General features: G+C 77.1%; 17 protein-coding genes. 5 read left to right on the forward strand and 12 right to left on the reverse strand.

The features are described 5' to 3' along the window. Together ACI79X_RS20965 and ACI79X_RS20970 are read right to left on the reverse strand one after the other, a co-directional pair. The coding region (locus tag ACI79X_RS20965) for a PRC-barrel domain-containing protein (RefSeq protein WP_457027354.1) at nucleotides 1–576 on the reverse strand (576 nt) is incomplete at its 3' end. 99 nt (nucleotides 577–675) lie between these two features. After that, nucleotides 676–1,482 carry a TetR/AcrR family transcriptional regulator gene (locus ACI79X_RS20970; RefSeq protein WP_457027355.1) on the reverse strand — a complete coding sequence of 269 codons (807 nt, stop codon included), beginning with the start codon at nucleotides 1,480–1,482 and terminating at the stop codon, nucleotides 676–678. Between the two features lie 145 nt (nucleotides 1,483–1,627). Between ACI79X_RS20970 and ACI79X_RS20975 the strand changes: the two genes are divergently transcribed. From ACI79X_RS20975 to ACI79X_RS20985, 3 genes are read left to right on the forward strand one after another with little or no spacing between them, the layout of a single operon-like run. Then, nucleotides 1,628–4,228 (forward strand): molybdopterin oxidoreductase family protein, encoded by a 2,601-nt coding sequence (locus tag ACI79X_RS20975; RefSeq protein ID WP_457027356.1) that lies wholly within the window; start codon nucleotides 1,628–1,630, stop codon nucleotides 4,226–4,228. Continuing rightward, nucleotides 4,228–6,756 carry a nitrite reductase large subunit NirB gene (gene nirB / locus ACI79X_RS20980; RefSeq protein ID WP_457027357.1) on the forward strand — a complete coding sequence of 843 codons (2,529 nt, stop codon included), beginning with the start codon at nucleotides 4,228–4,230 and terminating at the stop codon, nucleotides 6,754–6,756. Before ACI79X_RS20975 ends, nirB begins: the two co-directional genes overlap by 1 nt. Beyond that, nucleotides 6,753–7,160, forward strand: a complete 408-nt coding sequence (locus tag ACI79X_RS20985; RefSeq protein WP_457027358.1) for a Rieske (2Fe-2S) protein — start codon at nucleotides 6,753–6,755, stop codon at nucleotides 7,158–7,160. Before nirB ends, ACI79X_RS20985 begins: the two co-directional genes overlap by 4 nt. 170 nt (nucleotides 7,161–7,330) lie before the next feature. Here ACI79X_RS20985 and ACI79X_RS20990 read toward each other — a convergent pair whose 3' ends face one another. After that, the gene (locus ACI79X_RS20990) at nucleotides 7,331–7,798 is read right to left on the reverse strand and encodes a DUF2000 family protein (RefSeq protein WP_457027359.1); all 468 of its coding nucleotides are present in this window, start codon (nucleotides 7,796–7,798) and stop codon (nucleotides 7,331–7,333) included. Nucleotides 7,799–7,847: 49 nt separating this feature from the next. Here ACI79X_RS20990 and ACI79X_RS20995 point away from each other — a divergent pair, with 49 nt between their 5' ends. Further along, complete coding sequence (locus tag ACI79X_RS20995) at nucleotides 7,848–8,636, forward strand: AraC family transcriptional regulator (protein ID WP_457027360.1); 789 nt, start codon at nucleotides 7,848–7,850, stop codon at nucleotides 8,634–8,636. A gap of 4 nt (nucleotides 8,637–8,640) precedes the next feature. On the opposite strand, the gene ACI79X_RS21000 is transcribed toward ACI79X_RS20995, so the two are convergent. The 5 genes from ACI79X_RS21000 to ACI79X_RS21020 all read right to left on the reverse strand — a co-directional run bounded on the left by ACI79X_RS21000 (nucleotide 8,641) and on the right by ACI79X_RS21020 (nucleotide 12,117). Further along, the gene (locus ACI79X_RS21000; RefSeq protein WP_457027361.1) at nucleotides 8,641–9,072 is read right to left on the reverse strand and encodes a hypothetical protein; all 432 of its coding nucleotides are present in this window, start codon (nucleotides 9,070–9,072) and stop codon (nucleotides 8,641–8,643) included. Next, complete coding sequence (locus tag ACI79X_RS21005) at nucleotides 9,069–10,478, reverse strand: hypothetical protein (RefSeq protein ID WP_457027362.1); 1,410 nt, start codon at nucleotides 10,476–10,478, stop codon at nucleotides 9,069–9,071. Before ACI79X_RS21005 ends, ACI79X_RS21000 begins: the two co-directional genes overlap by 4 nt. Continuing rightward, on the reverse strand, nucleotides 10,466–10,990 hold the full coding sequence (locus tag ACI79X_RS21010; RefSeq protein WP_457027363.1) for a SigE family RNA polymerase sigma factor: 525 nt from the start codon (nucleotides 10,988–10,990) through the stop codon (nucleotides 10,466–10,468). Before ACI79X_RS21010 ends, ACI79X_RS21005 begins: the two co-directional genes overlap by 13 nt. 87 nt (nucleotides 10,991–11,077) lie before the next feature. Then, complete coding sequence (locus tag ACI79X_RS21015) at nucleotides 11,078–11,287, reverse strand: hypothetical protein (protein ID WP_457027364.1); 210 nt, start codon at nucleotides 11,285–11,287, stop codon at nucleotides 11,078–11,080. 38 nt (nucleotides 11,288–11,325) lie between these two features. Continuing rightward, the gene (locus tag ACI79X_RS21020; protein WP_457027365.1) at nucleotides 11,326–12,117 is read right to left on the reverse strand and encodes a hypothetical protein; all 792 of its coding nucleotides are present in this window, start codon (nucleotides 12,115–12,117) and stop codon (nucleotides 11,326–11,328) included. 147 nt (nucleotides 12,118–12,264) lie between these two features. On the opposite strand from ACI79X_RS21020, the gene ACI79X_RS21025 reads away from it, so the two are divergent. Next, entirely contained in the window at nucleotides 12,265–13,650 is a 1,386-nt protein-coding gene (locus ACI79X_RS21025) for a nitrate/nitrite transporter (RefSeq protein WP_457027366.1), read from the forward strand. Nucleotides 13,651–13,716: 66 nt separating this feature from the next. On the opposite strand, the gene ACI79X_RS21030 is transcribed toward ACI79X_RS21025, so the two are convergent. From ACI79X_RS21030 to ACI79X_RS21045, 4 genes are all read right to left on the reverse strand, one after another. Next, nucleotides 13,717–14,889, reverse strand: coding sequence for a uroporphyrinogen-III synthase (locus tag ACI79X_RS21030; protein WP_457027367.1), 1,173 nt, complete (start codon nucleotides 14,887–14,889; stop codon nucleotides 13,717–13,719). 47 nt (nucleotides 14,890–14,936) lie between these two features. After that, entirely contained in the window at nucleotides 14,937–16,376 is a 1,440-nt protein-coding gene (locus ACI79X_RS21035; protein WP_457027368.1) for a PP2C family protein-serine/threonine phosphatase, read from the reverse strand. 17 nt (nucleotides 16,377–16,393) lie between these two features. Continuing rightward, nucleotides 16,394–17,125, reverse strand: coding sequence for a GAF domain-containing protein (locus ACI79X_RS21040; RefSeq protein WP_457027369.1), 732 nt, complete (start codon nucleotides 17,123–17,125; stop codon nucleotides 16,394–16,396). Nucleotides 17,126–17,218: 93 nt separating this feature from the next. Beyond that, nucleotides 17,219–18,268 carry an MBL fold metallo-hydrolase gene (locus ACI79X_RS21045; protein ID WP_457027370.1) on the reverse strand — a complete coding sequence of 350 codons (1,050 nt, stop codon included), beginning with the start codon at nucleotides 18,266–18,268 and terminating at the stop codon, nucleotides 17,219–17,221. Between the last annotated feature and the right edge of the window lie 37 nt (nucleotides 18,269–18,305).

The following is an 18,305-nucleotide window of genomic DNA, read 5'->3' on the forward strand; positions in this document are numbered from 1 at the left end:
GACGTACTTGCGCAGGCGGGCGCGGCCGGCCTCGACCCGCTGGGTGCCCACGTTGAGGTGCTCCTCGGAGCGGGTCATCGCGTTGTCGGTGGTGGGGCCCGAGGTGTCGTGGCCCACCGCGCCGCGGACGTCGTCGTAGACGCCGTCGCCGTCGCGGTCCCGGCCGGTGGTCCCGGTGGTGGTCTGCGTGGTGGTGCCGGTGGTCATCGCCTGGCCGGTCGTCGCCTGGCCGGTCGTCGTGCCCTGGCCGGTCGTGGTGCCGGAGGTGCCGAGGCCGTAGTAGCGGTAGAGCTCCTGCTCCTCCTGCGGGGACAGGTGCCCGCCGGCGACGTCGACGTGCGGGGCGTTCTTCACCCGGTCCTTGTCGTAGGGCAGGCGCAGCTCGCTGCCGGAGACGGTGGCGTCCGCCAGGGGCACGAACGCCTCCTTGGTGCCGAACAGGCCGGTGCGGATGGTGGCCCACTCCGGGCGGCCGGTCTCGTCGTCGAGGTAGACCTCGCCGACGGTGCCGTGCTTGCCGTCGGGGCCGACGGCCGTGCTGCCGATGACGTCGCTGATCTGCTGCTCTGAGATCACGGGTGCTGCTCCTCGCGGAAGGGGTTCGGGGTACGGCCCGCTCCCGCTCGCGGCGGTGCGCCGGGGGTCAGCGGGCCACCCTGGGGATGCCCCGCGGCTTTACGACGTAAACCCGTTCTCGTCGCCGGGGACCCGGCCCAGCCGGCGGACGCTCTCGAGCCGCTCCAGCAGGTTCTCCAGGGCCTCCTCGAACTCCGCGGCCGACTCGTCGCGCGAGAGCAGGTCCTCCAGCTCCACCACCAGCGGGTACTGCGAGAGGTCGGTGCCGGTGTCCGGCACGCCCTCCGGCTCGTCCTCCGCGTTGATGGGTACCCCCTTCTGGGACACCTCCAACAACAGGTGCCCGAGCAGGAAGCTGGAGTAGGCCCGGTAGGCGGCGACGGCGGCCTCGGCGGAGAAGCCGCTGGCGGTCAGGGCGGTGAGGAACGACTCCACCCAGCGCAGGCTGCGCAGCGGCGGGCGCACCCACGGCGCGGCCGGCGGGCGGGTGGCCACCAGCGGGAAGACGTCCGGGTGGGCCAGCGCGATCCGCCGCACCCCGTGCGCCAGCCGCTGCAGGTAGTCCTGCCAGCCGCCGGCGGCCTCCAGGTGCACGTCCGGGTCGCCGTAGAGCTCGTCGATGACGGTCTCCACGACGCCGTCGAGGAGCTGCTCCCGCCCGGGCACGTAGCGGTAGAGCGCCATCGCCTCGACCCCGAGCTCCGCACCCAGCCGGCGCATGGTGAGCGCCGCCAGCCCGTGCCGGTCGATGAACGCGATCGCCGCGCCGAGGATGCGGCGGCGGTCGAGCGGCGCGCGCCCGGAGGTGGGCGGCCCCGCGGGGACCACGGCCGCCGCGCCGGCCCGGGCCTCGGGCGAGTCGGGGTCGTGACGTCGCATCGGGATCGTGTCGTCGGAGCCGGGCACGGTTCCCTCCTCGCGTCGGCGGCACCCCGATCCTCCCCTCCGTCCCGGGCCGCACCGCGACCGGGCACCGCCGGTGAGGTCTCCGGAACGCACGGTTGACGTCGCTGCCGCCACGGGGAAACCGCCCTCCGCGACGCTCCTGGACGTGCCCGCAGCCCCCGTCCCGAGCGCCGTCCCGGCCGGTCCCCGCACGCGGACGACCGAGACGCACTGCCCGTACTGCTCGCTGCAGTGCGGGATGGCGGTGACCGCCGGCGACCGGCCTGCGACCCTCGTGCCGCTGGACTTCCCGACCAACCGCGGCGGGCTGTGCGCCAAGGGCTGGTCCGCGCCGGAGCTGCTCGACCACCCCGAGCGGCTCACCCGCCCGCTGGTGCGCGCCGTTCCCGGCGACCGCACGAGCCCGCTGGTCGAGTCGACCTGGGACGAGGCACTGGACCGCGTCGTCGCCGCGGTCCGGCGCACCCAGGCCGAGCACGGCCGCGACGCCGTCGGCTGCTTCGGCGGCGGCTCGCTGACCAACGAGCAGGCCTACCAGTTCGGCAAGTTCGCGCGGGTCGCGCTGGGCACCAGCGCCATCGACTACAACGGCCGCTTCTGCATGTCCTCGGCCGCCGGCGCGGCCGTGCGCGGGCTCGGCCTCGACCGCGGGCTGCCGTTCCCGCTGGCCGACCTCGCCGGCGCCGACGTCGTCGTCCTGGTGGGCAGCAACCCGGCCGACACCATGCCGCCGGCCATGCAGTACCTCGACGCCGGGCGGGAGCGGGGCGCGCTGCACGTCGTCGTCGATCCCCGCCGGACGGCGACCGCGCGGCACGCCGGGCTGCACCTGCAGCCGCTGCCGGGCACCGACCTGGCGCTGGCCAATGGTCTGCTGCACCTGGCGATCGCCGAGGGTCTGGTCGACGAGGCGTACGTGGCCGCGCGCACGACCGGATTCGAGGCCGTGCGCGACGCGGTGGCCTCCTACTGGCCCGACCGGGTCGAGCGGATCACCGGCGTGCCCGTCGCGCAGCTGCGGCGCACCGTCACCGCCCTCGCCCGCGCGGAGAACGCGGTCGTGCTCACCGCCCGCGGCGCCGAGCAGCACCGCTCGGGCACCGACACCGCGACCGCGTGGCTGGACCTCGCGCTGGCCCTCGGCCTGCCCGGCCGGCCCGGCAGCGGCTGGGGCACCCTCACCGGCCAGGGCAACGGGCAGGGCGGCCGCGAGCACGGGCAGAAGGCCGACCAGCTGCCCGGCTACCGGAAGCTGGCCGACCCGGCCGACCGCGCGCACGTCGCCGCCGTCTGGGGCGTCGACCCCGACGACCTGCCGGTGCCGGGCAGGAGCGCCTTCGAGCTGCTCGACGCGCTCGGCACCGACGGCGGGGTGCGCACGCTGCTGGTGCTCGCCTCCAACGTCGCCGTCTCCGCGCCCGACGCCCGCCGGGTCGTGAGCCGCCTGCGTGACCTCGACTTCCTCGCCGTCAGCGACTTCTTCCTCTCCGAGACCGCCGAGCTCGCCGACGTCGTCCTGCCCAGCGCCATGTGGGCCGAGGAGTCCGGGACGATGACCAACCTCGAGGGCCGGGTCATCCGCCGGCGGCGGGCGCTGGACCCGCCCGACGGCGTCCGCGACGACCTGGCGCTGCTCGCCGAGCTGGCGCAGCGGCTGGGCGCCCGCGGCTTCTCCGCCGACCCGGAGACCGTCTTCGCCGAGCTCGGCCGGGCCAGCGCCGGGGGAGCGGCCGACTACTCGGGCATCACCTACGACCGGATCGACGCCGAGCAGGGCGTCTTCTGGCCGTGCCCCGGCGCCCCGGACGACGGGCCGGCCCACCCGGGCACCCCGCGGCTGTTCACCGAGCGCTTCGCCACCCCCGACGGCCGCGCCCGGTTCGTCCCGGTGCACCACGTCGAGGCGCACGAGCAGCCCGACGACGACTACCCGTACGTGCTCACCACCGGCCGGGTGCTCGCCCAGTACCAGTCGGGCACCCAGACCCGCCGCACGCGCAGCCTGCAGCTGGTCGCGCCGATGCCCCGGGCCGAGCTGCACCCCGACCTCGCCCGCCGCCTCGGCATCGCCCACGACGACGTCGTCGAGCTGGCCACCCGCCGCGGCCGGGCGCGCTTCGCCGCCGCCGTCGCCGACGCCATCCGCCCCGACACGGTCTTCGCGCCGTTCCACTGGGGCGGCGGCTCCAGCGCCAACGCGCTCACCGACCCAGCGCTCGACCCGGTCAGCCGGATGCCGGCCTTCAAGGTCTGCGCGGTCGCCGTCACCCGGGTCGGCGGCCCCGCCGAGCGCCTCCCGGCGCCGGACGCGGCCACCCAGCCCGCACCCCGCCCGCACGCCCGTCCCGTCCCGCCCGCACCGCGGCCCCCGTCCCGGAGCCCGAGGAGGAGCCATCCCGTGAGAAGCAGCCCCCGATTCCTGCAGGGCGTGTTCCCGCTGACCGGGGAGGGCCTGGCCAAGCCCGGCCCGGTCGACCCCGCCCTGCGCTACCAGGTGCCCGCCGGCGCCACCGCCCAGGCGCTGTACTTCCGCGGCGGCAACTCCACCGGCGAGCTGGTCTACGTGCTGCTCGTGCGCGACGGCGAGCCGATGCGCTGGTTCCCCATCGGCGCCAAGGGCGACGTGCACGTGCCGCTGCGGGTGGTCGAGGACCTGCCCGGCGGCACCGTCGTGGAGCTGCACGCCGCCGCGCCCGAGGGCGTGACCGGCGAGCTCGTCGTCGACCTGGGCCTGGTGGAGGTGTGATGACGGCGGTGCTCGGCGGCCGGCCCGAGGGGCTGACCACGATCGCGGTGGACGACGGGCTCGACGCCCGCGCGCGGCTGGTCGTCGTCGGCAACGGCATGGCCGGCGCCCGGTTCGTCGAGGAGGTGCTCGAGCGCGGCGGCGGCGAGCAGTTCCGGATCACCGTGTTCGGCGACGAGCCGCACGGCAACTACAACCGGATCATGCTCAGCCCGGTCCTGGCCGGCGAGACGCACGAGGACGACATCGTCCTCAACAGCCACGACTGGTACGCCGACAACGACGTCACGCTGCGCGCCGGCGTCCGGGTGGAGCGGATCGACACCGCCGCGAAGCTCGTCTACGCCGGCGACGGCACCGCCACCCCCTACGACCACCTGGTGCTGGCCACCGGCAGCGGCAGCTTCATCCCGCCGATGGCCGGGGTCCGCCGCGCGGACGGCGGCCTGCTGCCCGGCGTGTACGGCTTCCGCACCATCGACGAGACGCGCGACATGCTCGCCGCCACCCGGCGCTGCCGGCGCGCGGTCGTCATGGGCGGCGGGCTGCTCGGCCTGGAGGCCGCCCGCGCGCTGCAGGGCCACGGGCTGGCCGTCGAGCTGGTGCACGCGATGCCGCACCTCATGAACGCCCAGCTCGACGCCGAGGCCGGCGCCATCCTCAAGCGGAGCGTCGAGGCGCTCGGCATCACCGTGCACCTCGACGTGCTGGCCACCGAGGTGCTCGGCACCGACGCCGTCGAGGGCGTGGTGCTGAAGGACGGGCGGCGGATCGACTGCGACCTGCTCGTCGTCGCCGCCGGCGTCCGCCCGCACACCGACGTCGCCGTCCGCTCCGGCCTGGAGGTGGAGCGCGGGATCGTCGTCGACGACCAGCTGCGCACCGACGACCCCGACGTCTACGCGATCGGCGAGTGCGCCCAGCACCGCGGCTCGGTCTACGGGCTCGTGGCCCCCGCCTGGGAGCACGCGACGGTGCTCGCCGACGTCCTCACCGGCACCGACCCGACGGCGGAGTACCACGGCAGCCGGACGGCGACGAAGCTCAAGGTGGCCGGCGTCGACGTCGCCACCATGGGCGTGAACGCGCCGGAGCGGGACTCCGACGAGTTCCTCGTCATCTCCGAGCCGCGGCGCGGGGTGCACATGTCGGTGGTGATCCGCGACGACCGGCTGGTCGGCGCGACGCTGCTCGGCGACACCCGCAAGGTCGCCTACCTGACCCAGGCCTTCGACCGCGGCACCGCGCTGCCCGAGGAGCGCATCCGGCTGCTCGTCGACCTCTCCGACGGCAAGGAGGAGGTCGGCGTCGCCGACATGCCGGCCGAGTCGCAGGTCTGCAACTGCAACGGCGTCACCAAGGGCGCGATCTGCGGGGCCGTGGCCGACGGCTGCGGCAGCGTCGGCGCGGTCATGGACCGCACCCGCGCCGGCAAGGGCTGCGGGTCGTGCAAGTCGCTGGTGAAGCAGGTCGTGGAGTGGGCCGCCGACGGCGAGGTGGCCGAGGACCCGGCCGCGTCCTGGTACGTCCCCGGCATCCCGCTGGCCAAGCCGGCGCTCGTGGCCGCGATCCGCGAGCAGGACCTGCGCAGCGTCTCGGCCGTCTTCGCCGCGCTCGCCCCCGGCGGCAAGGAGGACGCCCGCTCGAAGATGGGCCTCACCTCGCTGCTCAAGATGGTGTGGGGCAGCGACTTCGTGCGGGAGAAGGACGCCGAGTTCGTCAACGACCGCGTGCACGCCAACATCCAGCGCGACGGCACCTTCTCCGTCGTCCCGCAGATGAAGGGCGGGGTGACGACGCCCGCGCAGCTGCGGCGCATCGCCGAGGTGGCCGAGAAGTACGAGGTGCCGATGGTCAAGGTCACCGGCGGCCAGCGCATCGACCTGCTCGGCGTCCGCAAGGAGGACCTGCCGGCGGTCTGGGAGGACCTCGGGATGCCGTCGGGGTACGCCTACGGCAAGAGCATGCGCACGGTGAAGACCTGCGTGGGCAGCGACTTCTGCCGCTTCGGTCTCGGCGACTCCACCCAGCTCGGCGTCGACCTGGAGACGCGGTTCCAGGGCATCGAGAGCCCGGCGAAGATGAAGCTCGCCGTCGTCGGGTGCCCGCGCAACTGCGCCGAGGCCTACGTGAAGGACGTCGGCGTCGTGGCGGTCGGCAACGGCAAGTGGGAGGTGTACGTCGGCGGCGCGGCCGGGGCCACGGTGCGCAAGGGCGACCTGCTCGCCACCGTCGACTCCCCGGAGGCGGTGCTCGAGCTGACCGGCCGGTTCCTGCAGTACTACCGGGAGAACGCCAACTGGCTGGAGCGCACCTACGACTTCGTGCCGCGGGTGGGGCTGGAGCACCTGCGGCGCGTGCTGCTCGAGGACGCCGAGGGGATCTGCGCCGACCTCGACGCCGCGATGCAGCGCTCGGTCGACGCTTACCGCGACCCGTGGGGACAGGACGGGCGGACGCCCGCCACACCCGGCCAGTTCGCGACGTCGCTGCCGCTGGTCCCGCTGCCGCAGGTGCCGGTCCGGTGAGCGCGCCGCACCTGGAGGTCGCCGCCCCCACCACGCCCGGCACCGGGCTCGGGTCGCCGGCCACCGACGTCGCCGTTCCCGGCCCGGCCGCCCCCGCCGGCGGTCGCGCGCACGTCGTCGGCCGGGCGGAGGACGTGCCGCCGGGGGAGGGGCGGGCGTTCGTCGCCGGTGGCGTGCAGGTCGCTGTCTTCCGGCTCCGCGACGGCTCGCTGCACGCCACCCAGGCCGCCTGCCCGCACGCCGGCGGACCGCTGGCCGACGGGCAGACCGACCCCGACGTGCTCGTCTGCCCGCTGCACCTCTACGGGTTCCGCTGGACCGACGGCACCTCGACCGGCGGCGCCGGCCCGCTGACGCTGTACCCGGTGCGCGAGACCGACGGCCTGCTCGTCGTCGAGGTCTGAGCCGTTCCGTGCACGCAGCGCGGTCCGCGGGGGTCCGGGACCGCGCTGCGTGCACAGGTCGACGGCGGGTGTGCGGCTCCCGGGGTCACCGCCCCGCGCGTCGGCCGTGTGAGCGCACACCCGGGCCGCGCGGGCTCCGCGACGTCGGTCCCGCCCGCATCCTGCCGCGCTCAGGCGTGCATGCGCGCGCCCTTGGTGACCTTGTCGACGGCGTTCCTCGGCCCGTGCAGCGCCAGCCCGACCAGGTCGAGCTCGGCGCCGCGCACGGCCCGCACCGCGGCCCGGTTCTCCGCGTCCCCGCCGGTGGCGAACAGGTCGGCGGTGAACACCGACGTCGGCAGCCCGCGCTCCAGCGCCCGGGTGCGCACGCGCGCGAGCACCTCGCCCGACGCGGTGAGCACCAGCACCGGCTGGCGGAACATCGCCAGGTAGCCGGTGCCGTCGGCGTCCTCGTAGGGGCGGCCGATGAGCTCGGGCACCGCGGCGGCCACCGCGCTGGACAGGAACGCGGTCACGTTGAGCTCCTGCCACGGCAGCAGCCCCTCCCGCAGCACGACGGCGATCTTGGTCGGCCACGGCGGGCCGACGTCCACGGTCTCCTCGACGGCGGTGGTCCCCTCGACGGCGGTGGTCTCCATGCCCCCAGCGTCGGTCCGGCAGGCGGCGGCGTTCTTGTACGTTCCTGACGTGGCAGCCGACGTCGTCGCCTGGCGGCCGGCGGTCCCCGGGCTCACCGAGGTCTTCCACGCCCGGTTCACCGACCACGTCTACCCACCGCACACCCACGACGCCTGGACGCTGCTGCTGGTCGACGACGGTGCCGTCCGCTACGACCTCGACCGGCACCCGCACGGCGCGTCGGCGGCCGCGGTCACCCTGCTGCCGCCCGGGGTCCCGCACGACGGCCGGTCGCAGTTCCCCGGCGGCTTCCGCAAGCGGGTGCTCTACCTGGAGCCGGCGACGCTGGGGGAGGAGCGCGTGGGCCGCGCCGTCGACCGGCCGGCGTTCGCCGACCCGGTGCTGCGCGACCGGGTGTCGCGGCTGCACGCCGCGCTCACGCCGGCGACCGAGGACCTCGAGGCCGCGAGCCGGCTGGCCTTCGTCGTCGAGCGGCTGGCGCAGCACCTCGACCGCGCCGTCGCCGCGCCGGACCCGGTGCGCGACGACCGGGTCGCCGACCGGCTGCGCGACCTGCTCGACGCCCGGCTGGTCGAGGGCCTGCCGCTGGAGGCGGCCGCCGCCGACCTCGGCGTCTCGGCCACCCACCTGGTCCGCGCCTTCACCCGCCGGCACGGCCTCCCGCCGCACCGCTACCTGACCGGGCGGCGGGTCGACCGCGCCCGGCGGCTGCTGCTCGCCGGGATGCCCGCCGCCGACGTCGCCCAGGCCGTCGGCTTCCACGACCAGGCGCACCTGACCCGGCACTTCCGCCGGATGCTGGCGACGACGCCCGCCGCCTACGCCCGCTCGGCCTGAGCGCTCACGGCGCGGCCACCGCGACGACCGCCTCCATCGGCCCACCGCACGCCGCGCTGCCGCCGACCCGCACCCAGTCGAGGTCGCGCTCGGCCTGCGCCAGGACGGTGCCGTCGGCGGCGAGCACGGCGACGGCGGCCGAGTCCGGCGTCGTCATGTCCACCGGGACGCCGGCGGTCGTGCCGGTCAGCGCGACCGTTCCCCCGGCGCGGGGCACCGGGTCGGCGTCCTCGCGGACCACCTGCCCGCACCCGCCCGCGCAGGCCACCCGCACCGCCGCGGGGGCGGGCTCGCCCCAGTCGCCGGTGAGCTCCACGCGCAGCCCGTTGGTCCAGCCGATCGCGGGGCAGACGACGCCCCCCGGGCCGCCCGGGCCGCCCGGCGCCCCCGCGCACCCGGCGAGCAGGACGGCGGCCAGCAGCAGCGGCGCCCTCACTCGAGCGACGCCTCCCCGAGCGGCTCGGCGCGCTCCAGCACCGCGCCCGCCGCGTCGAGGGTCTCCACCGAGGCCAGCCCGTCCGGCGGGGACCCGACCGCCGCGACGCCGCCGTCGAGCGGCACCTCGCCGAGCACGCCGCCGGCCGTGTCGAGCAGCCGCGCCGACGCCGCCCCGGGCGGGGCCACCACGACCAGGGTGGCCAGCACCGGCGAGTCGGCGCTCGCGTCGGTCACCCGGCACACCGCGGCCACCACGCGGTCGCCGGCGGGCCGCAGCTCCGAGCCGCAGGTCCAGCCGGCGCTGCCGGTCCGGTCGACGGCCACGCCGGCCGTCGACCCGACGTACACCGCGCCCGACGGGAGGGTCGCGGTGAAGACGGCGACGCGGGCGGTGCCGACGGTGGGCGCGGGCACGTCACCGGCCCACCGCACGGTGAAGGCGACGTCGTCCGAGGCGAGCCCGGTGCGCGCGAGCAGGGCGTCCATCTCGGCCCGGAGCATCTCGTCGCCGGGCGCGGCCGGCGGCTGCGGGCGGGCCCAGGTGACGTCGAGGTCGGCCGGCGGCGCGTCGGTCCCGGGGGTGTCCGGCGGGGAGGTGACCACCACGGTGCCGTCGCGCTCCACGCGGTAGCGGAAGGCGGCGTCGGAGGGCAGCGCGGACGGCCCGCGGTCGACCACCGCGACGCCGTCGGGGGCGTCGACCCGGGCCCACGTGCGGGAGACGGTGCCGTCGGCGGCGACCTCCGGCCGCTCGGAGACGCTCACCGCGTCGCCCGGCGCGGTCACCACCACCACCGCGCCGGTCCCCGGGTCGGTGGAGGCCAGCGGCGCCGACGGGTCGACCGCGCGCGGCACGCCGTGCACCGTCATCTGCTCCGGCGCCGCGCCGGCGGGGCCGGTGAACCAGGCGACGACGGTCCCGCCGCGCGCGCCGAGGTCGGTCTCCAGCTCGGGGTCGGGCACGAGGGGCGCGGGCTGCGTGCCGTTCGGGGCGGCGACCAGGGCCCACCGCTGGCCGGCGACCTCGCCCGCGAAGACGACGTGCCGGCCGTCCAGGGCGGGCTCGGTCACGCCGGCGTCCTCGCCCGACCAGGGCAGCCGCCGGACGCCGTCGACGAACGCGGCGTCCCCGGCCAGCGAGCCGCGGGTCGGCTCGTCCAGCACGCCGGCCGCGGTCCCGCCCGGGGCGGCCACGCCCGTGGCCGGGACGGGGTCGTCCCCGCCGCGCACCACGACCGGCACCGCCACCACCACGGCCGCCACCGCGACGGCGACCGCGGCGATCCCGGTGCGGCGCCGCCGGTCGCGCCGGTGCCGCAGCACCACCGCGGCGGCGAGGTCCTCCCGCGGCGGGGGAGCGGTGCGCTCGGCGAGCCGGGTCAGCCGGTCGGTCAGGTCGTCCATCGGGAGCCCTCCCCGGGCACGGGCACGGGCGGGGTGAGCAGCGCGCGCAGCCGGGCCAGCCCTCGGGTCGTCTGGGTGTTCACGGCGCTCGCCGAGCAGCCCATGGCCTGCGCGGCCTGCTGCTCGGAGAGGTCGGCGTAGTAGCGCAGGACGACGGCGGCGCGCATCCGCGGCGGCAGGGTGCGCAGCGCCGCGCGCAGCTCCTCGTCGCCGTCGGGCACGTCGGCCGGGCCGGCCCGGTCGGGCACGCTCTCGACCACCTGCTCGCCGGTCGACAGCCGGCGCCGCCAGCTGGTGTGCGCGGTGACCACGGCCCGGCGCACGTACGCCGTCGGGTCGCCGCGGCCGGCCACGCGGTCCCAGTGCCGGTAGGTGCGCAGCAACGCCGTCTGCACGAGGTCCTCGGCGTGGCCGCGGTCCCCGGTCAGGAGCACGGCCAGGCGGAGGAGCCCCGCCTGCTCGCGGGACACGAAGGACTCGAAGCACGTGTCCCCGGATCCCCGCTGGTCCACCCCGTGCCTCCCGCCGGTCGCCGTCACCCTCTACACGCGGTGGGGCCCCCGGCAGACCCACAGCGGCAGGTCACGGGACGGTCACGATCAGCCGCCGCTGCCCCCGCCGCCGAGCATCCAGCTGTTGCGGTTCACCGCGGCCCGCCCGTCGGCGTGCGTCGGGTCGACCCGGTGCGGGTCGCCGCCGCGGCCCGGCGGGTCGGCGCTCGTCCACGGGGCGCCACCGCGCTGGCCGCCGAGCAGCAGCACCAGGCCCGCGACGACGAGCACCGTGAGCACGACGAGGACGACGGTCACGGCCCGAGCCCAGGAGCGCGCCGGGTCAGCCGGCCAGGTCAGCCGGCCAGGTCGGCGAGTGCGTCGGCGACCGCCTGGTCCCGGACGAAGTCCAGCGCCAGCAGCCGGTGCACCAGCACGCCGCGGCGGGTGAGCCGCAGGTCGGCCGGGCGCAGACGGGGCAGCGCCGCGCCGCCGGGGCGCGGGGTGGCCGGCGGCGGGTCGAGCAGGCCGTCGCGCTGCAGGTCGGTGAGGTCCTCCAGGGCGCCCCAGGCCGTCCAGCCCCGCGGGTCCCGCGGCACCGGCGTCATCGGCAGCGGGATGCGCTCGCGCCGGCCGACGGCGGCCAGCAGCACCCACTGCCGGCCGGTGAGCCCGGTGGCCAGCCGCAGCCCGAGGGCGACGACGGCGGGGTCGAGGTCGGGGGAGACGGCGGCCTCGGCGAGCAGGTAGCCCAGGTGGCGCACCCGCCACTCCTCGGCGGTGGCGCGGGCGGCGAGCACGACCGCCTCGCCCACCTCGTCGGCCGGCGCGCGCTCGCCCGGGCCCGGGACGAGGAAGCCGTCGGTGCGCACGGTGCGGCCCTGCGCGGCGCGGGTCACCGACAGCTCGGTGGCGAAGGCCAGCGCGGCGCCGGCGCGGCAGCGGCCGCGGGTCGACACCGGGGACGGCGGCTCGGCGTCGGCGGCGCTCGCGGTGCGGCGGAGCCACGCGGCGAGCCCGGCGTCCAGGCGCACCCGCGCCGACGCGGGGTCGAACAGCAGCCCGGCGGCGCCGCGCGCCATCGACCCGGCCACCAGCTCGCCGGCCTCCACCAGCCCGCGTCCCGGCGTCCCCGTCTGCTGCTCCACGCCGTCGATCATGGCCGAGGCGGGCACCCCGCGCCGCCCCGACGGCGGCCGCCTCACCACAGCGGGGCAGGGGCGGTGAGCAGATCGGAACAGGAGTTCTCCCCGGCGGCGACGGCGGGGAAACCGCGGGCCGCGACGCTCCCGCCCATGGCCGCCCCCACGCGCACCGCGCCACCCGCCGCCCCCGCGCCGCCGAGCCCGCCCCGCGGCGGGCGCTGGATCGACGACTGGCGCCCCGAGGACCCGCAGTTCTGGGAGACGACCGGCAAGCGGGTCGCCCGCCGCAACCTGTTCTTCTCGGTGTTCTCCGAGCACGTCGGCTTCTCGATCTGGAGCCTGTGGTCGGTGCTCGTGCTCTTCCTGCCCGAGCCGGTGTTCGGCATCGACCCGGCCGGCAAGTTCCTGCTCACCACGCTGCCCACGGCGCTCGGCGCGTTCGTGCGGCTGCCCTACACCTTCGCCGTCGCCACGTTCGGCGGCCGCAACTGGACGATCGTCAGCGCCGCGCTGCTGCTCGTGCCGACCGTCGCCACCGCCGTCGTCCTCGAGCCGGGTGTCTCCTACTCGACGCTGCTGGTGGTGTCCTGCCTCGCCGGCGTCGGCGGCGGCAACTTCGCGAGCTCCATGGCCAACATCAACGCCTTCTACCCCGACCGGCTCAAGGGCTGGGCGCTCGGCCTCAACGCCGGCGGCGGCAACCTCGGCGTCCCGGTCGTGCAGCTGGTCGGCCTGCTCGTGCTGGCTACCGCCGGGGTCGAGCACCCGCGGATCGTGCTGCTGGTCTACGTGCCGCTCATCGTGGTCGCCGCCGTCGGCGCGGCCCTGCTCATGGACAACCTGACGACGGCGCGCAACCAGCCGCGGGCCATGCGCGAGGCCACCCGCGAGCCGCACACCTACGTGATGGCGTTCCTCTACATCGGCACGTTCGGCTCGTTCATCGGCTTCGGCTTCGCCTTCGGCCAGGTGCTGCAGAACCAGTTCGCCGCCGACTTCGCCACCCCGCTGGCCGCGGCGTCGCTGACCTGGCTGGGCCCGCTGCTCGGCAGCCTCGTGCGCCCCTTCGGCGGCTCGCTGGCCGACCGCTTCGGCGGCGCCCGGATCACGTTCTGGACCTTCATCGCGATGGCCGCCGGCGCCGCCGTGGTGTTCACCGCCAGCCGGGTCGGGTCGCTGCCGCTGTTCGTCGTCGGCTTCGTGCTGCTGTTCGTGCTCAGCGGCATGGGCAACGGGTCGACCTACAAGATGATCCCGGCGGTGTTCCGCAGGCAGGCGCAGCAGGCGGTGGCCGCGGGCGGCGACCCGGCCGCCGCCGACCGGCACGCGCTGCGGATGTCCGGGGCGCTCATCGGGATCGCCGGCGCGGTGGGGGCGTTCGGCGGGGTGCTGGTGAACCTCGCGTTCCGCCAGTCGTTCCTCACCACCGGCAGCGGCGACGCCGCCTACCTGGTGTTCATCGGCTTCTACGCCGTCTGCGTGCTGGTCACCTGGGCGGTCTACCTGCGCCCGACCTCGCGCATGGCGGGGGTCTGAGCTCCGCGAGATCTGCGCACTCGGGGCTCTCGCGCTGCGAGGAGCCCCGAGTGCGCAGATCTCGCGTCACACCGCGAGCCGGTAGCCGCGCTTGACGACGGTCTCCACCAGGCCGGGTCCGAGCGCCGCGCGCAGCCGGGTCACCGCCATCTCCACCGCGTGCCCGTCGCCGCCGCCGGGCAGTCCGCGCACCAGGTCGGCCTTGGCGACGACGGCGCCCGGCCGCACCGCCAGCGCCCGCAGCACCGCCATCGACCCCGGCGGCAGCTCCACCAGCCGGTCGTCGAGCACCGCGGCGAACCCGCGCACCTGCAGGCGGGCGCCGCCGACGTCGAGCACCGGGTCGCGCTCGGGCAGCCGGGCCACCACCTCCCGGGCCAGCGCGCCGAGCCGCGAGCGCTCCGGCTGCACGGTGGCGATCCCGGCCGCCTCCAGCGGGCCGGCGGTCACCGGCCCGACGGCGACCGGCAGCACCCCGCTGTTCAGCGCGGCCACCACGGCGTCGTGCTGTCCCGTCTCCGCGGCCACCGACAGCAGGCTGGCCGCGGCCGGGGCGCTGGTGAAGGTGACGGCGTCCACCCCGCGGGCGGCCACCGTGCCCACCAGCCGGCGCAGGGGGCCGACGTCCTCGGGCAGCACCCACCGGTACACCGGCACGGTCAGCACCTCGGCGCCGGTGGCGCGCAGCGCGTCGACGAACTCCGGCAGCGGGTCGCCGTGCAGCTGGACGGCGACGCGGCGGCCCTCCAGCGGGCCCTCCGCGCCGGACAGCAGGTGCTCGAGCACCTCGGCCGAGGACTCCGACGCCGGCGACCACGCGTCGACCAGCCCGCCGCCGCGGATCGCGCCGCGCGCCTTGGGGCCGCGGGCGAGCACCCGGGCGGTGCGCAGGTGCTCCACCAGCGGCAGGTCCCACGCCTCGGCGGCCTCCAGCCAGCCGCGGAACCCGACGCCGGTGGTCGCCACGACCAGGTCGACCGGCGCGGCCAGCACCGCCTCGGTGGCCGCGACCAGCTCGGCGTCGTCGGCCAGCGGCACGATCCGGATGGCCGGCGCGTAGACCACCCGGGCGCCGCGGCGGTCGAGCAGGGCGCCGAGCTCCTCGCGCCGCCGGGCGGCGGTGACGGCCACGGTGTACCCGGCCAGCGGGGCCGGTGCACCGGCCGGCGGGGCGTCCGCGGGCGGGGCGTCCGCGGACGGGGGGTCCGCGGGAGCCGGGTCGGGCTGGGGAGCGGTCACCGCACCATGGTGGCGGGTCGGCGTTGCGGGCGTGTGTCGGGACCCGGTCAGGGACGGCCGGCGTCCCAGCAGGCGAGCAGCACGGTGGCGTCGTCCTGCAGCACGCCGCCCTGGTGCTCGAGCAGGGCCCGCATCAGCCGGCGGGCCGTCTCCGGCGGCGGGTGCCCCGCGGCGGCCGCCCGGGTCAGGAACTCGACGAGCCGCTCCTCGCCGAACCAGGCCCCCGAGGCGTCCCGGGCCTCGGTGACCCCGTCGGTGTGGACGGCCAGCCAGTCCCCGGGCTCGAGCACCTCCTCGCCGACGGTGACCCCGTCGGCCTCGATCCCGAAGGGCACCCGCCGCCCGCCGCGGAGCTCCTTGACCACCCGGCCACCGCGCAGCAGCAGGGGCGGGGGGTGGCCGGCGTTGACGTAGCGCAGCCGGCCCGAGGCGGTGTCCAGCTCGGCCAGGACGCCGGTGACGAAGGAGCTGCCGGGGAACGTCGCGGCGACCACCTCGTCGACGGCGAGGGCCTGCTCGAAGACGCTGCGGCCGTCGCGGCGCACGCTGCGGTAGGCCGCCAGCGCGCCGGCGGCGATGAGCCCCGCGGGCAGGCCGTGGCCCATCGCGTCGAAGACCGCCATCGAGACCGTCTGGCGGGACAGGGAGTAGTCGAAGGCGTCCCCGCCGACGTCCTCGGCCGGCTCCAGCAGCCCGGCGAGCACGAACTGCTCCGAGGCCGCGGTGAGCGGCGGCAGCTGCTGCCAGATCAGCTCGGCCGACGCCGACCGCCGCACCGTGCGCCGGGCGCGCTCCAGCGCGTCGCCGTAGGGGCCCATCGAGGTGATCAGGTGGCCGACCAGGGTGGACAGCCAGCGGCACTGGGCGCGCAGGCCCGGGTCCTCGAGCTCGGCCGCGCTGCCGACCCGCACCTCCAGGACGCCCAGCCGGTCCGCGCCGTCGACCAGCGGGACCCACAGCCGCGGGACGCCGTGCCCCTCCGACGGCAGCGGGGTGCCCGTCTGGAAGACGCGCCCGGGCAGCGTCCCCTCGACGGCGATCGGCTCCCCGGCGGGCTCGCCGTCGCACGGCAGCCGCCACAGCCGGCGCTGCTGGTCGTCGACGACGTGCACGAGGACGTCCACGCCCAGCATCCGGCCGGCGTCGGCGGTGAGGGCGGGCAGCCGGTCGGGGGAGGCGGTGCTCGCGGTGTCCAGCAGCTGGAGCAGGGCGGCGAGCGGGCCGGTGGTCGGACGGTGGCGGTACTGCGGGCGGGTGTAGGGGACCCGCCGGGCGGTGACGAGCTCGTCGAGCCGCTCGTTGACCGCGAGCGCCAGGAGGTCGCCGTCGACGGGCGGCAGCGGGAGCACGCCGCCGAGGTGGGCCTCGACGGCCATGAGGTCGGCGTTCCCGCCGAGCGCGAAGTACCGCACCCACAGCTGCTCGTCGTCGAGACCCGCCATGGCCTTGGCCGCGCGCAGCGCCGCCAGCTGCTCGGACGGCGGCACGGGGCCGGACCGCTCCATCAGCGGCGCCGGCGGACGGCGGAGTCGACCACGGTGCGCGCGGCCTGCCGGAGGGTCCCGGCCTCGCCGCCGGAGCGGGCGACCAGCATCCCGAGGGCGGCCTCCTCGCTGATCCCGTGCCGGGCCATCAGCACGCCCTTGGCCGTGCTGACGAGGTCGCGGACGGCGAGCGCCTGGCGGAGCTCGTCGCTGGTCCGGCGGGCCCGTTCCCGGTGCTGCACGTTGGCCACCGGGATCGCCGCCTGCGCGGCGGCCATGGTCACCAGGCGCTCGGTGTGCGCGTCGAGGACGCCGGGGGCGTCGGCGTAGACCTTGAGCGCGCCCAGCGTGCGCTCCCCGGCGACCAGCGGGGCGCTCAGTGCCGCGGACAGGCCCAGCCGCGCCGCCCCGGCCGCCCAGCGGGGCCAGCGGGTCTCGGTGGCCAGGTCGGGGACCCGCACGAGCTGCCGGCCGGCGACCGCGGCCAGGCACGGCCCCTCGTCGAGCTCGTACTGGAGGGCGTCGGCCTGCTCGACCCGGCGGTCGGTGGCGCCCGCCGAGCGGCGGCCCAGCTCGTCGACGATCGACACCCCGGCGCCGGCCGCCCCCGGGACGGTCTCGAGGACGAGCGCGCTGAGCAGCTCCAGCGAGGTCTCGACGGTCTCCTCGGACAGCAGCAGGCCCGACATGCGGGCGAAGACGACCGACAGTTCGTCGGCCAGCGGGAGGTGCCGGGACGCGTCAGGGCGCATGGGTGCACCTCGTCAGGAGTGCGGCCACCCCGGCACCGGCTCTGGGTGGACGTGGTCCGCCCCCCGAGGCTAGTGCCGCGGCGGGGCCGCGGCTCAGCGCAGGGCCGCCGCCGTCCAGGTGGGCACCGCGCCGCCGTCGCCGACCACCAGCCCGCGGCTGGCCAGCAGCCGCAGGTGCGCGTCGGTCTCGGTGACGGCGAAGATGCGCATCCGCCGCGCGTACTCCGACCACGGGCGCGACCAGGTGAGCTGCGCGGCGAGGTCCCACGGCGTGCTGCCCGGATGTGCGCGGACGGCGGCCAGCAGCTCGGCCAGCCGGCGCTCGTGGTGCGCGCGCAGCTCGCGGGTGCGCTCGCCGAGGCCGCGGAACCGCCACTCGTGGCCGGGCAGCACCTCGGTGGGCTCCCGCGCGCCGACCGCCTCCAGCGAGGCGAGGTAGTCGCGCAGCGGGTCGGCCGGGCCGCCGGCGTGGGTGGAGATGTTGGGGCTGATGCGGGGGAGGACGTGGTCGCCGGCGAAGAGCAGGCCGGTGTCCTCGTCGGCGAAGCACAGGTGCCCGGCGGTGTGCCCCGGCGTGTGCACCGCGCGCAGCGACCAGCCCGGCAGGTCGGCGCGGTCGCCGTCCTCCAGCAGCCGGTCGGGGCGGGCCAGCCGGTGCCACTGCGCGCGCTGCTCCGGCGTGCCGGCGTCGGCGCGCGCGTCGGCCTCCGGCGCGCCCAGGCCGACCAGGAAGGCCACCTCGGTCTCGGTGGACAGCTCCGGCGCCCGGCCGGTCAGCGTGGCCAGGCCGCGCGCGTCGGCCGGGTGCATCGCGATCCAGGCTCCGGAGGCCTCGCGCACCCGGGCGGCCAGGCCGACGTGGTCGAAGTGCATGTGGGTGACCAGCACGCCGCGCACGTCGGCGACGCCGGCCCCGATGCCGGACAGGCCCGCGCACAGCGCCGCCCAGCTGTCGTCGGCGTCCCAGCCGGTGTCGACCAGCCCCAGCCCGCCGCCGGCCAGCTCGAGGACGTAGGCGTTGACCCAGCGCAGCGGCCCGGCCAGCGGCACCGGCACCGACCACAGCCCCGGGCGCACCCGCTCGACGCCCGGCACCGTGCGCTGCCGCCACGCCGCCTGCTGCGCGGCCCCGGTCACCTCCACGCCGGTCCCCCCGCGCCGGTCCTCTGCATGCCGGCAC

Source organism: Geodermatophilus sp. SYSU D01119, from assembly GCF_054049975.1.

What these genes read in the sequence shown, in the direction of transcription:
- ACI79X_RS21025 (WP_457027366.1), top strand. Translation starts at nt 12,265, where the DNA reads ATGGCCGCCCCCACGCGCACCGCGCCACCCGCCGCCCCCGCGCCGCCG.
- ACI79X_RS21040 (WP_457027369.1), bottom strand. Translation starts at nt 17,125, where the DNA reads ATGCGCCCTGACGCGTCCCGGCACCTCCCGCTGGCCGACGAACTGTCG.
- ACI79X_RS21005 (WP_457027362.1), bottom strand. Translation starts at nt 10,478, where the DNA reads ATGGACGACCTGACCGACCGGCTGACCCGGCTCGCCGAGCGCACCGCT.
- nirB (WP_457027357.1), top strand. Translation starts at nt 4,228, where the DNA reads ATGACGGCGGTGCTCGGCGGCCGGCCCGAGGGGCTGACCACGATCGCG.
- ACI79X_RS20990 (WP_457027359.1), bottom strand. Translation starts at nt 7,798, where the DNA reads ATGGAGACCACCGCCGTCGAGGGGACCACCGCCGTCGAGGAGACCGTG.